The sequence below is a fragment of the Nonomuraea sp. NPDC051941 genome (genome assembly GCF_044593615.1).
In genome coordinates, this window is the sequence record NZ_JBIUCF010000086.1 from 25750 (window position 1) to 38254 (window position 12505).

At 69.3% G+C, this 12505-nt stretch carries 11 protein-coding genes and 1 pseudogene; 10 read left to right on the forward strand and 2 right to left on the reverse strand.

Annotated elements, in window-relative coordinates; translation table 11 throughout:
- Positions 1-171: 171 nt before the first annotated feature.
- A complete protein-coding gene (locus ACIHFD_RS64350; protein ID WP_397375359.1) occupies positions 172-1452 on the reverse strand; it encodes an ROK family protein in 1281 nt (426 codons plus the stop codon).
- A gap of 242 nt (positions 1453-1694) precedes the next feature.
- Here ACIHFD_RS64350 and ACIHFD_RS64355 point away from each other — a divergent pair, with 242 nt between their 5' ends.
- The 10 genes and pseudogenes from ACIHFD_RS64355 (at position 1695) to ACIHFD_RS64400 (ending at position 11179) form a co-directional block, all read left to right on the forward strand.
- Positions 1695-3017 carry an ROK family protein gene (locus ACIHFD_RS64355; RefSeq protein WP_397375360.1) on the forward strand — a complete coding sequence of 441 codons (1323 nt, stop codon included), beginning with the start codon at positions 1695-1697 and terminating at the stop codon, positions 3015-3017.
- A gap of 359 nt (positions 3018-3376) precedes the next feature.
- Positions 3377-4963, forward strand: a complete 1587-nt coding sequence (locus tag ACIHFD_RS64360; RefSeq protein WP_397375361.1) for a sugar ABC transporter ATP-binding protein — start codon at positions 3377-3379, stop codon at positions 4961-4963.
- Entirely contained in the window at positions 4956-5966 is a 1011-nt protein-coding gene (locus ACIHFD_RS64365) for an ABC transporter permease (RefSeq protein WP_397375362.1), read from the forward strand. The genes ACIHFD_RS64360 and ACIHFD_RS64365 overlap by 8 nt, the downstream gene beginning before the upstream one ends.
- A 48-nt stretch (positions 5967-6014) precedes the next feature.
- Positions 6015-7076, forward strand: coding sequence for an ABC transporter substrate-binding protein (locus ACIHFD_RS64370; RefSeq protein WP_360689368.1), 1062 nt, complete (start codon positions 6015-6017; stop codon positions 7074-7076).
- A complete protein-coding gene (locus ACIHFD_RS64375; RefSeq protein ID WP_397375363.1) occupies positions 7073-8245 on the forward strand; it encodes a Gfo/Idh/MocA family protein in 1173 nt (390 codons plus the stop codon). Before ACIHFD_RS64370 ends, ACIHFD_RS64375 begins: the two co-directional genes overlap by 4 nt.
- A complete protein-coding gene (locus ACIHFD_RS64380) occupies positions 8242-9249 on the forward strand; it encodes a sugar phosphate isomerase/epimerase family protein (RefSeq protein WP_397375364.1) in 1008 nt (335 codons plus the stop codon). Before ACIHFD_RS64375 ends, ACIHFD_RS64380 begins: the two co-directional genes overlap by 4 nt.
- 143 nt (positions 9250-9392) lie before the next feature.
- The gene (locus ACIHFD_RS64385; RefSeq protein WP_397375365.1) at positions 9393-9680 is read left to right on the forward strand and encodes a hypothetical protein; all 288 of its coding nucleotides are present in this window, start codon (positions 9393-9395) and stop codon (positions 9678-9680) included.
- A 3-nt stretch (positions 9681-9683) separates the two neighbouring features.
- Complete coding sequence (locus ACIHFD_RS64390; RefSeq protein WP_397375367.1) at positions 9684-10052, forward strand: hypothetical protein; 369 nt, start codon at positions 9684-9686, stop codon at positions 10050-10052.
- A gap of 442 nt (positions 10053-10494) precedes the next feature.
- Positions 10495-10692: pseudogene (locus ACIHFD_RS64395) on the forward strand (helix-turn-helix domain-containing protein); the annotation flags it as partial.
- 403 nt (positions 10693-11095) lie between these two features.
- Complete coding sequence (locus tag ACIHFD_RS64400) at positions 11096-11179, forward strand: hypothetical protein (RefSeq protein WP_397375368.1); 84 nt, start codon at positions 11096-11098, stop codon at positions 11177-11179.
- 140 nt (positions 11180-11319) lie between these two features.
- Here ACIHFD_RS64400 and ACIHFD_RS64405 read toward each other — a convergent pair whose 3' ends face one another.
- Complete coding sequence (locus tag ACIHFD_RS64405; RefSeq protein ID WP_397375366.1) at positions 11320-12129, reverse strand: serine hydrolase domain-containing protein; 810 nt, start codon at positions 12127-12129, stop codon at positions 11320-11322.
- Positions 12130-12505 lie beyond the last annotated feature (376 nt).

The window sequence follows — 12505 nt, forward strand, 5'->3', positions numbered from 1 at the left end:
CAGGACCGCGTTGAGCAGCCTCTCTGCCCATGTTCGGGGACGTGGTGACATGGAAAACCCTTCCTGACCGGGGGGACGTCAGGCAAGGCGCGCGCCGCCGCGCTGTTGCCACTTGGTGGTAGCGGATGGTGCGGGTTGCTGGAGGGTGCCGTCTCCAGGTCTGTGGGGCCGTCAGTAAGGTGCCGGCCTGCGGAGTGAATCCAAGATTGTCGTCGGATCGTCGATGATGTGGTTGACCACCATGCTCGCGGCGCCCCGGGAGGCGGCGCCGAAGCCGAGCGTGGAGGCGACGAATCGGCACTCGGCGGCGGGAGCGGCCACCACGAGCCGTCGCAGCTGATCTTGTGCGTGCGGCAGCAGCCACTGGGCCAGTGAGGCGAAGTAGCCGCCGATGACGATCACCCGCGGGTTGAACAGGTTGGCCAGGATCGAGCCGCCGAGCCCGAGCCACTCGCCGACCTGCGCCACCGCCATCGTCATCCGCCGGTCGCCCGAGGCCAGGCCTCTGGCGATGTCGGCCACCCGTTCGCCGGGATCGGGCACCGGCATGCCGGGCAGCCCGTACGCCTGTTCGGGCATGGCCGCGCGTACGAGCGCGGCCAGGCCGACCTTGGTCTCCCAGCAGCCGATGCGGCCACAGCCGCATCGGTCGCCGTTGGGGTCGACCCGCAGATGTCCGACCTCGCCGGAGAATCCGTCCGCTCCGCGCAGAAGTTCGCCGCCTGAGATGATGCCGCCGCCCACGCCCACCTCTCCGGTGAGATAGACCAGGTGGGGCGTGCCGGCGGCGACGCCGGAGGTGTATTCGGCCAGGGCGGCGAGGTTCGCGTCGTTGTCCACCCACACCGGCACGCTCCGCGGGCCGAGTATGGAGCTCAGCTGCTCGGCCAGGGGCAGGTCGCGCCAGTGGAGGTTCGGCGCGAGTGTCACGACGCCGCGTGTCACGTCCACGAGTCCGGGGACGGCCACCGCGATGCCGGTCGGGACCGCTCCGGCCCGCCGCATCGCCTCCACGGCCTCCTTGGCCACGAGCCCGAGCCGGCGCACGGCGCTGTCCGGGCCGCTGCCCATCGCGTCGTGGACCACCCGGCGCTCGACCAGGCTCCGGCCGCTCAGGTCGGTGCCGTGGACCGCGATGTAGTCGACGTTGATCTCCATGCCCAGGGCTCCGACGTGCGCGCCGTGCAGCGCCACCGCCCGTCTGGGACGCCCGATCGCGCCCACGTGCTCGACGCCGACCTCCCGCACCAGCCGCCGTTCCAGGAGTTCGGCCATGAGATTGGAGACGGTGGCCCGGTGCAGCCCGGTCGCCTGTGCGATCTCGGCACGGGACAGGGATGTGTGCTCGCGCAGCTCGCGCAGCACCAGCGAGAGGTTTGCCCGGCGCAGCGTGGCGGGACCTGTCGGCGCCGCGCCGCCAGGGGAGCGGGAGCGGGCCGGTCTGTACGTCACCCGCACCACCTGCCCCTTTGTTTGTCTCCGAGATCAATTAATCAGGGTTGTAACACGGCGATGTCGGACCACGCACCCCTCAAGTCCGTAACGAGTTGGCATCGCTCGCTTCCGTGCACTTCGGCCAGGTTTCTCGCTCTGGTTATCGGAACGTTATGCAAGTTACGAACGATTTAATACTTGTGCCCGCCGGAAGTCGTGCCTTTAATTCGGCTAGCCATCTGAACTAATTGAGGAGGAGCGTGGACCACAGCCGGGCCGACGGCCACGCGACCGACTCGATGAGTCGCGGCGGGTCCGCGGGAGTTCCCGCGGATCAGGCCACCGTGCGCCGTTCCAACCTCGCCCTCGTGCTGCGTCACGTCAGCGCGTGCGGCCCGTGCACCCGATCGGCCGTCGCCGCCGCGACCGGGCTGAACAAGGCGACCGTCACCAGTCTGGTGAGCGAGCTGCAGGCGCGCGGACTGGTCAAGGAGATGGGGCCGCAGCACGCCGGCTCCGTCGGCCGCCCGGGGGTCGCGCTCGCCCTGGACGGCTCCCGGGTCGGTGCCCTCGGCATGGAAGTCAACGTCGACTACATCGCCGCGATCGCCACCGACCTGGCCGGCAGGGTGATCATCGACCGGCGCATCGGTTTCGACGCCATGGGCTCCAGCCCGGAACGCTCGCTGGACGAGCTGGCCCGCATGGCCGAGAGGACCGTCGCCGACCTCGACCGGCTCGGGATCACGCCGGCCGGGATCATCGTGGCCGTCCCCGGCCTGATCGACGCCACCACCGGCACCGTCGTGGTCGCCCCGAACCTCGGCTGGCGCGGGGTGGCGGTGGCGGAGCGGCTGTCCCACGCGAACATCGCCGCGGACATCCCCGTCGCGGTGGACAACGACGCCAACCTCGCCGCCCTGGCCGAGTACACCTCGGGCGTCGCGGCGGGCACCTCCGACCTGGTCTACCTCACAGGCGAGGTGGGCATCGGCGGCGGCGTCATCGCCGGCGGCCGGCTGCTGGGCGGAGCGGACGGATTCGCGGGGGAGGTCGGCCACGTCGTGATCGATCCCTCCGGCGAGTCGTGCCGCTGCGGCCGGGTCGGCTGCTGGGAGACCAAAGTCGGGCTGGCCGCGCTGGTCCGCATGGCCACACCGGACCGCGCGTACGGCACGGGCCCGCAACTCGTCCGTGACCCGGAGGAGCGGCTGGCCGAGATCGAGCACCGACGGGCCGAAGGAGATCCCCGCGTCGCCGCCGCCGCCGCGGAGGTGGGCCGGTGGCTCGGAATCGGGGCGGCCATGCTGGTCAACCTCTTCAACCCACGGGTGATCGTGCTGGGCGGGTACTTCGCGCGACTCGCCGACCTGATCATCCCCGCAGCGCAACAGACGCTGGCACGCCTGGGCATGAGCGACGCCGTCGAGCGCTGCCGGTTCGTCGCCTCCGACCTCGGCTTCGGCGCCGCCTCACGCGGAGCGGCCGGAGTCGTCGTCGAACGAGCACTGTCCGACCCCACAAGCATCTCGAGCCGAACGTCTCCAACCATCGGGGTCATCGAGGGAACCCCGATGGCTTGATCGCCACAGTCAGCCTGACCCGCGTGCCGGCACGCGGTTCCGATCTACCGCCCGCTCCGTGAACCTCCCGTCCGCCTGACCGTCCTGTTCCGCACCGCCTCGGCACATCCCGCCCATCTCGCGTGCCGCGGCCATGGGGCATGCGGCCAGGCGGGCGGAAACCCCTGTGCCCTTTTCCCGTGCCCTTTCCCCACCCAGAACGTCCCGCTCGCCTGATCGGTCGCCCGGAGCCGCACCGGCACCGTTTACGCCGACCTCGGTGCCGTCGCGGCGGTGCCAACCGGCGCCGTCAGGCGGGCGGGGCCATCAGGTGGGCCCATCAGGTGGGCACGGCCACACCGTAACCGAGGGAGGCCCCTGTGCCGCGGTCACCGTCCGACTCGTCATCGCTGCTCGTGATGCGAGGAATCGTCAAGCAGTTCCCGGGCGTGCGCGCCTTGGACGGCGTGAACCTTGAGGTCAGAGCCGGAGAGGTGCACTGCCTGCTCGGCCAGAACGGCGCCGGGAAGTCCACGCTCATCAAGATCCTCTCCGGTGCCCACGAACCCGACGAGGGCGAGGTGCTGCTCGACGGCTCGCCCGTACGGCTGGCGCCGCCGACCGCGGCGATGAGCCACGGAATCGCCACCATCTACCAGGAACTCGACCTGGTGGACGGGTTGAGCGTGACGGAGAACATCTTCCTCGGCCACGAGATGGCGACCTTCGGGTTCTCCCGCCGGGCCGAGGCCGACAGGGCGACGGCCGAGCTGCTCGAGCGGCTGGGGCACGGCGAGATCCGCCCCCGCACCGAGGTGGGCTCGCTGTCGCCGGCGCACAAGCAGATCGTCAGCATGGCCAGGGCGCTGTCGCACTCGGCCCGGGTGATCATCATGGACGAGCCGTCGGCCGCGCTGGACCACGACGAGGTCGGCAACCTGTTCCGGGTGATCCGTGACCTCACCTCCCAGGGCGTGGCGGTGATCTACATCTCCCACCGGCTGGAGGAGATCCGCGAGATCGGCGACCGAGTCACCGTGCTCAAGGACGGGCGCACGGTCGCGGTGGGGCTGGCGGCCAAGGACACCCCGACCTCGAAGATCGTGGCGCTGATGACCGGCCGCAACGTCGAGTACGTCTTCCCGCCCCGGCCGGGCAGGGGAGCCCACGAGGGGCGGCCCGAGGTGCTGCGGGTGGAGAACCTGACGCTGCCCGGCCGGTTCGCGGACGTGTCGTTCAGCATCAGGACCGGGGAGATCGTCGGCCTGGCGGGCCTGGTCGGCTCCGGCCGCAGCGAGATCATCGAGGCGATCTACGGCGCGCGGCGGGCCGGTGGCCGGGTCGTGCTCGATGGGCGGACGGTGCGGCCGGGCAGCACGACCCGCGCGGTGCGGATGGGCATGGGCCTGGCCCCCGAGGAGCGCAAGGCGCAGGCGTTGCTGCTGGACCACCCCGTCGCGCAGAACATCACGCTGGCGAGCCTGAGCCGCTACACCAGGCCGCGGTGGCTGGGCTGGCTCGACCGCCGGACCGAGTTCGCCGAGGCCGAACGGCTGTCGCAGGCGCTGGACATCCGCCCGCCCGATCCGCGCCGGCCGATCAGGACCTTGTCGGGCGGCAACCAGCAGAAGGCGGTGCTGGGACGCTGGCTGGCCGAGGACCGCAAGCTGCTGCTGCTGGACGAGCCCACGCGTGGGGTGGACGTCGGTGCCCGGGCCGAGCTGTACGCGCTGGTGCGCAAGCTGGCCGACGACGGCATCGGTGTGCTGCTGGTGTCCAGCGAGGTGCCCGAGGTGCTGGGCCTGGCCGACCGCGTGCTGGTCATCCGCGAGGGCCGGATCGTCCATGAGGCGCCGGCCGAGGACCTGGACGAGCACCGGGTGCTCGACCTGGTGATGGTCTCCGCAGGACAGAGGCCCGGATCCGATGTGGCAAATCCCCCCACCGAAGGAGCATCGCATGACTGAGGTTGATCGGGCCGCGCCGACAGGTCCGCGATTGAAGGCGGCGGGACCGCTCGGGCGGTTCGGCAGGCTGGGTGACGTCCGGCATCTGGGGCTGGTCGCGGCGTTGACACTGCTGGCGATCGTGGGATTGGTGACGAGGCCGGAGAACTTCGCCACCTCCTCCAACTTGGTGAGCATCCTGGCGCTGGCCTCGACCATCGGGGTGATCACTGTCGGCATGACGTTCGTGATCATCGGTGGTGGCATCGATCTGTCGGTGGGCGCGCTGATGGCGTTGGCGTCGGTATGGGCGACCACGCTGGCGACCCAGTCCTACGGGCCGGTCGTGATGATCGTGTGCGCGGTGCTGGTGGGCACCGGCGCGGGCCTGCTGAACGGGATCTTGATCGCCTACGGCCGGATGGTGCCGTTCATCGCGACGCTGGCGATGATGGTGGCCGGGCGCGGCCTGGCGCAGCGGATGTCCAACCAGCGCACGCAGCTCGTGCAGCAGGACAACTCGATGATCGTGAGCCTGTCGACCACGCGGGTGCTCGGGCTGCCGCTGCTGGTGTACGTGTTCGCGCTGGTGGTGCTGTTCGGCTGGCTGGTGCTCAACCGCACGACGTTCGGCCGGCGCACCTACGCGGTGGGCGGCAACCCCGAGGCCGCCCGCCTGGCCGGCATCGACGTGCGCAAGCACACGCTGCTGTTGTACGCCCTGTCGGGGTTGTGCTGCGGGATCGCCGCGGTGCTGATCATGGCCAGGACCACGACCGGATCGTCCACACACGGCGACCTGTACGAGCTGGACGCGATCGCCGCAGTGATCATCGGCGGGACGCTGCTCAGCGGCGGCCGGGGCACGATCATCGGATCGATCCTCGGTCTGCTGATCTTCACGGTGATCACCAACCTGTTCATCCTGAACGGCCTGAACACCGCCGACCAGCTCATCGCCAAGGGCGCGATCATCGTCGCCGCCGTGCTGCTGCAGCGGCGAAGCCTCAAAACACACACCTGACACCAGGGCCGGATCGCAAGCCTTCCGGCTCCAGCAAGGAGAGAAGACATGGACAAGAACGTCGCCCGGCGCGGTTTCCTCTTCAGCGGCGCCGCCCTCGGCGCGGGTGCCCTCATCAGCGCCTGCACCAGCAACGAGCCGGTCGCCACCCAGCAGGCGAGCGCGCCCGCCGCCGCTCCCGCGGCCAAGGACGGCAACGACGCCCCTGGCGAGAAGGTCGTCATCGGCTTCTCGGCCCCGGCCGCCGACCACGGCTGGATCGCCGCCATCAGCAAGAACGCGGCGGACGCGGCCAAGCAGTACACCGACGTCGAATTCAAGCCGGTCGAGCCGACCAACGACATCAACCAGCAGATCTCGGCGGTGGAGTCGCTGATCCAGGCGAAGGTCAACGTGCTGGTGATCCTGCCGAACGACGGCCAGCAGCTCAACCAGGTCGCCCGGCAGGCCATGGACGCGGGCATCCCGGTGGTCAACGTGGACCGCGTCTTCCCGGACAAGCTGTCGTACCGGGCCTGGATCGGAGGGGACAACTACGGCATGGGTGTGGCCGCCGGACACCACATCGGCAAGACGCTGAAGGACAAGGGCGTCTCCAACCCGGTCATCCTGGAGATCCAGGGCATCGCCACGCTGCCGCTGACCCAGGACCGCAGCAAGGGCTTCGCCGACGCGCTGAAGACGTACGGCTTCAAGGTGACCGCGCAACAGGACGCCAAGTTCACGGTGGAGTCCGGAACGCAGGTGGCCGCCAACCTGCTCCAGGCGCACAAGAAGATCGACGCGATCTGGAACCACGACGACGACCAGGGCATCGGCGTGCTGGCGGCGATCAAGGAGGCCGGTCGCAACGAGTTCTTCATGGTCGGCGGCGCGGGCTCGGCCAACGCGATGCGTGACATCCAGGCCGACAGCGGCGTGCTGAAGGCCACCGTCACCTATCCTCCCACCATGGCCGCCTCGGCGATCAAGATCGCCCGGCTGATCGCCCAGGGCAAGGGCATGAGCGACCTGCTGGAGCAGCAGGTGCCGCAGTCGATCACCCTGGCTTCGGAGACCATCACCAAGGACAACGCCGCCCAGTACCTGCCCCTCGGGTTCGAGTCATGAGGCCTGTCATCGGGATCGGCATGGTCGGCTACGCGTTCATGGGCCGTACCCACTCCCAGGCGTGGCGCAGCGTGGACGCGTTCTTCGACCTGCCGTTCAGACCCTCGATGGTGGCCGTGGCCGGCAGATCCGCCGAGGCGACCGCGCAGGCCGCCGAGAAGCTGGGGTGGGCCGGCGCGGAGACCGACTGGAAGCGCCTCCTCGACCGCGACGACGTGCAGATCGTCGACATCTGCACGCCCGGCGACTCGCACGCCGAGATCGCCGTCGCGGCGCTGGCGGCAGGCAAGCACGTGATCTGCGAGAAACCGCTCGCCAACACCGTCGCCGAGGCCGAGGCCATGGCCGCGGTGGCGAAGGAGGCGGCGGCGCGCGGCGTGCGCAGCATGGTCGCCTTCAACTACCGCCGCGTGCCCGCCGTCGCGCTGGCCCGGCGGTTCGTCGAAGAGGGCATGTTCGGCGAGATCCGGCACGTACGGGCGCAGTATCTGCAGGATTGGATCGTCGACCCCGAGTTTCCCCTGGTCTGGCGGCTCCAGAAGGACAAGGCCGGCTCCGGGGCCCTCGGCGACATCGGCGCTCACATCATCGACGTCGCCGAGTTCATCACCGGTGAGCGGCTGACCGGGGTGACTGCGCTGACCGAGACCTTCGTCAAGGAGCGTCCCCTGGCGGCCAGTTCGGCCGGGCTCTCGGCCGGCGGCGGAACCGGGAGGGGCGCGGTCACCGTGGACGACGCGGCGCTGTTCATCGGGCGGCTCAGCGGCGGCGGGCTGGCCTCCTTCGAGGCCACCCGCTTCGCGGCCGGGCGTAAGAACGCGCTGCGCATCGAGATCAACGGCGCCCTGGGCAGCCTGGTTTTCGACTTCGAGTCGATGAACGACCTGTGGTTCCACGACCACACCATCGACAGCGCCGAGCACGGATTCCGGCGGGTGCTGGTCACCGAGCCGGACCACCCGTACGCCGGGGCATGGTGGCCGCCGGGCCACGGCCTCGGGTACGAGCACACCTTCGTCCACGAGACGAAGGACTTCCTGGAGGCGATCGCCGCCGGCACCGACCCCACACCGTCCTTCGAGGACGGCCTGCGGGTGCAGCGGGTGCTGGCGGCCGTCGAGCAGAGCGCGGCTGAGGACAGCCGCTTCATCACTGTGGAGGGATCATGACGAGGCCGGTCACGTTGTTCACTGGGCAGTGGGCGGACCTGCCGTTCGAGGAGGTCTGCCGGCTGGCGTCGGAATGGGGCTACGACGGCCTGGAGATCGCCTGCTGGGGCGACCACTTCGAGGTCGACAAGGCCCTCGCGGACGACTCCTACATCGAACGCAAGAAGGAGACCCTGGCCAAGTACAACCTCCGGGTGTGGACGATCTCCAACCACCTGGTCGGCCAGGCGGTCTGCGACCACCCCATCGACGAGCGCCACAAGGGCATCCTGCCCGCCCGCATCTGGGGCGACGGCGAACCCGAAGGCGTACGGCGGCGCGCCGCCGAAGAGATCAAGAACACCGCCCGCGCGGCGGCCGCGCTCGGCGTCACGACCGTCGTCGGCTTCACCGGGTCGTCAATCTGGCACACGCTGGCGATGTTCCCGCCGGTGCCCCCGTCGATGATCGAGGCGGGCTACGCCGACTTCGCCGACCGGTGGAACCCGATCCTCGACGTCTTCGACGAGGTCGGGGTGCGCTTCGCCCATGAGGTGCACCCGAGCGAGATCGCCTACGACTACCACACCACGGTGCGGACGCTGGAGGCCATCGGGCACCGGCCGGCCTTCGGGCTGAACTGGGACCCCTCGCACATGGTGTGGCAGGACCTGGACCCGGCGAACTTCATCCTCGACTTCGCCGACCGGATCTACCACGTGGACTGCAAGGACGCCCGGGTGGCCACCCGCGACGGCCGGCGCGGCCGTCTGGCCTCCCACCTGGTGTGGGCCGACCCCCGGCGTGGCTGGGACTTCGTGTCCACAGGCCGGGGCGACGTGCCGTGGGAGGCGTGCTTCCGCGCGCTCAACCACATCGGCTACGACGGCCCGATCTCCATCGAGTGGGAGGACGCGGGCATGGACCGGCTGCACGGCGCGCCGGAATCCCTCGCCTACATCCGCTCGCTCAACGCCATCACCCCACCGGCCGCCGCTTTCGACGCCGCCTTCTCCTCCGAATGACCCACCAGGCCGGGCGGCGGCCGCACAGTGGCCGCCGCCCACCGTCCCCCTGGACAAGAAGGCCGCGGCGCAGAAGGGGTGATCTCTGGCCGGAGCCGAGCGAGCCGACCGTCACGCGCCACTGGCGCAGCCGGCGATCCCTGGTGACCTGCACCCTCCCCTTCGACCGGCTGGGGGAGACGGTCGCGGAGATGCACCGCAGCGCCCAGGACAAGCAGACCATCGAGACGTACGGCATCGACTGCGGCTTCGTCCGGTCGGGCATCCTCGCCGTGGCGACCCGCGAGCACGAGGTCGCTGACTTCGGGCCGGACACGCCCGGCTTCCTCGACCGCGACACAGTCCGCGGTCTGGTGCAGTCGTCGACCTATCTCGCCGGACGACTGACCACTGACGAATCCGCGATCGTGGATCCGGCGTGGCTGGCGTGAGGCCTGGCCGATGCCGCAGAGGCGCTCGGCGTCCGCATCGCGGAGCACACCCGCATACTCCGCATGGAACGCCAAGCAGACCGCACCATCCTCCACACGGAACAAGGCACGATCAGCGCCCAACAGGTGATCGTGGCGACCAATGCCACGCCTCGCTGCTACGGCGGACACAGGCGGCGATCGTCCCGGTGTACGACTACGTCTTGGCCACGGAGCCGCTCTACTCCTGAGCAGTTGCGGTCCATCGGCTGGGAACAGCCCTTCGGCATCTCAGACAGCGGCAACCTTTTTCACTACTACCGGCGCACTGAGGCTGTCAGTCTGTGGTGGAAGGGCGTCGGCCTGAGCCCCGGCGGGCGATCAGTGGACTGAATGTCTGGAGAACGTCAGGAGAAGGTGATCGCGGCCTTGCGAGCGTGCTCGCGCCGAAGACGGCGAACGACTCGTGGACCCGCCCCAAGGGCGGCTGACGGTGACCGGGACGCGAAGAACGCCGGACGAGGCAGCAACGGCCAACCCGGCAAGAGCGTCCGGGGGTGGTGTCGGCCATCGCCGAATAGGTGATGACGCCATCGGAGGTGCAACGCCCGCGGATAGGTGCCGGCCGATCGCGGTTACGGCAGCACGGCTTTGGCCGCGGAGCTGAGCGAGTTCGCCCTGCGCCGACCGTACGAAACCTTCTGGTCTCCTAGGAAATCTACTAAGTAAAGGGCCCGGGGTTAAGACAAACCTTGCCCGAACGACCACAAGGGCACGGGCTTCGCCCGTACATCATCCAAAATCAGGGACCTGCCGCCCGCCGAACGACGCCCTGATGGTCGACGCCGAGCGGGTGGTCAGCAAAGCGCAGATCCTCGACCGGGTGTGGAGCTACGACTACGGCGGGGACGGCCGCATCGTGGAGTCGTACATCAGCTATCTGCGCCGCAAGATCGACTCGGTGGAACCGCCGCTGATCCCCACCATCCGAGGCGTCGGCTACTCACTGCGGTTGCCAGGGGAAGAGCGTTGAGCCAGAACCGGTGGCGCAGACCGTGGACACTGCGGGCGCGCCTGGTCATGGTGTTGCTGGTGCTGGCCGCCGCCGGCCTGGGCACCATCGGGATCGCGAGCGTCGTGCTGCTCCGCACGTCGATGATCGCCCGGATGGACGACCAGCTCGGAGACCTCGCGGAACGGGTGGAGGGTCGCCCGGGAGGGATGTCGCCGTCGCCGGAGGACCTTGAGCGCAAGTCTGACGGTCTGCCTACGGACTTCGCGATCCAGGTGCTCCGCACCGACGGGACGCCGGAGCTGTTCGCCACGGCCACCGCGGACGGGCCGGTACTGCCGGTGATCGACTCGACCTCCGTCGACCAGTACGACGAGCGCCCGTTCGCGGCACCGGGCTCGGCCTGGCCATTACCGCCGCGATCCTGGAGGCCCACGGCGGCCGCGTCGAGCTCAGGACGGCGCCCGGCGAAGGCGCTCGCTTCACCGTGCTGCTTCCCTTGTCCTGACGGGGTTTCACCCCCAGCCCGACGTAGAAAGTCGCCGAGGTTCTGGCACCTCACCGCCGTACCCACTGATCCACTGAGTGATGGCTTGTCGTTGCAAGAGGAGTTGCGGGCCGGACCGGACGTGTCACTCTGCCCGATCTTCAGGCCGCGCCGGAGCGAGTACGGTTCATGATGCCCAGCGTCAGGTCAGACGCTCGGTCTTCGAGGTTCCACCGCCCTTGCTGGTAGGCGTGGTTGCTGACCCAGAACACCACGATGCCGTCGTGGAGGGATCTGACGTAGGCGGCCAGTGACCAGGAGTTGCCGCCGTCGTGCCAGGCGACCCGCCCGTCGTCGGTGTCGCGGACGCTCCAGCCGTAGGCGTACGACTCCTGCGAGGCGGGGATCCGTACGTGGGGGGTGAAGAACTCGGCTTTGGCGCTCGCCGAGAGGATGGCATCACCGGTCAGGGCGTGATGCCAGCGGAACATGTCGCGTGCGGTGGACAGCATGCCGCCGTTGCCGCGTAGGTTCCAGTACGGGCCATCCGCCGCCCACCGATGCTCGTACGGGCGGCCTTTGCTGTTTCCCTTGGCGTCGTATTCCACGGCGACCTGGCCAGGCTTCCATTGGGGCAGTACGTACCCGGTGCTGGTCATGTCCGCGGGAGTGAACAGGAAGGTCGCCAGGAATCGCTCGTAGCTCAAGCCGGAGACCTTCTCGACGATCGCGGCGAGCATGCTGTAGCCCACGTTGGAGTAGTGGAATTCCGCTCCTGGCTCCGACAGCGGTCTGGATGCCAGCGCCCTGGCCAGCATGTCGTCGCGGGACAGTACGTCGTAGTCGTCGCCGAGCCCTTCGACCAAGCCTGCGGTGTGCGTCAGCAGGTGATGCAGGGTGATCTGGCGTTTGCCGGCGGGGACCGGCCCGAGGTACGTGCTGATGCGGTCGCTCGTCCGGAGCTTGCCCATCCTCCGCGGTCAACTTCCACATCACCTACCTGATCCAGAAACTCAACCTCGACCCCGACGCTGACACCAGGCAACGCCGGCAGGGAACGGAATGGCGAGCCCGGACGCTCGTACAACACGCCCTGAGCTTCGGCTTGGTGAGCGATGAGGACCTCGTCCTTCTCCCACCGGACCGGCCGGGAAGAACGCACCGGGCCTCGGCCTGACCCGGCGACGCGCTGAGCGGCCACCACGCGGGCCAGCCGGTCCTGCAGCGAGGCCACCTGCCCGCGAACCTGCGACTAAGAAATAACCCCTGAGTTCCCAGTCGTCTCTACCGTCCCGGTTGCCGCTGTTGTGGCCTGGGAGCTGGGACTTTCTGCCTTCCGCAGTTCGA

Coding starts and splice junctions, on each gene's coding strand:
- ACIHFD_RS64365 (WP_397375362.1), top strand. CDS start 4,956: ATGACTGAGGTTGATCGGGCCGCGCCGACAGGTCCGCGATTGAAGGCG.
- ACIHFD_RS64370 (WP_360689368.1), top strand. CDS start 6,015: ATGGACAAGAACGTCGCCCGGCGCGGTTTCCTCTTCAGCGGCGCCGCC.
- ACIHFD_RS64375 (WP_397375363.1), top strand. CDS start 7,073: ATGAGGCCTGTCATCGGGATCGGCATGGTCGGCTACGCGTTCATGGGC.
- ACIHFD_RS64380 (WP_397375364.1), top strand. CDS start 8,242: ATGACGAGGCCGGTCACGTTGTTCACTGGGCAGTGGGCGGACCTGCCG.
- ACIHFD_RS64405 (WP_397375366.1), bottom strand. CDS start 12,129: ATGGGCAAGCTCCGGACGAGCGACCGCATCAGCACGTACCTCGGGCCG.